The 430-nt window shown below is 64.4% G+C and carries 1 protein-coding gene; it reads left to right on the top strand.

All coding sequences use genetic code 11. The annotated features are described in order from the left end of the window. On the top strand, positions 1-329 hold a 329-nt coding region (locus LPA54_RS39645; RefSeq protein ID WP_228985248.1), incomplete at its 5' end, for a hypothetical protein. Positions 330-430 lie beyond the last annotated feature (101 nt).

The raw sequence follows: 430 nt of genomic DNA, 5'->3' as shown, positions 1-430 counted from the left end.
CCGCGTATTTCGGTGGCGGGCAGAAGGTCAACGACTTTGTGTACGGCAAGACCACGGGCGGGGATATGACCCTGACCCGGGGTTATGACCCGAAGCGTGACGATGCGTGGTTCTCGCAGGTGAACCGTGCCCTGGAGAACGGGGAGCCGTGCCTGTATACGGTCACCCAGACCCCGGTGACGACCACGGGCACCACGTATGGGAAGACGACCACGTGGCCGAACATCCCCGTGAAGTCCCTGAAGCACATGGACTCGAAGGCTGGGTCTGAGGCTGACGCGGGCATGGTGGAGATCGTGTTCGCGACCCGAGGCCCGGGCGCTTCCTGATGAACTCGGCGCGGCTGGTGGTGCCCCCTGTCCCCCACCGGCCGCGTCGTCAACCCTCATGTGGGACAGGGCACCGCACGATTTAGGACAGGACCCTAATC

Source organism: Streptomyces sp. DH12 (genome assembly GCF_020873895.1).
GTDB lineage: Bacteria > Actinomycetota > Actinomycetes > Streptomycetales > Streptomycetaceae > Streptomyces.
The sequence above is the reverse complement of the archived record's forward strand: the minus strand, read 5'-3'. Positions and strand labels throughout refer to the sequence as shown.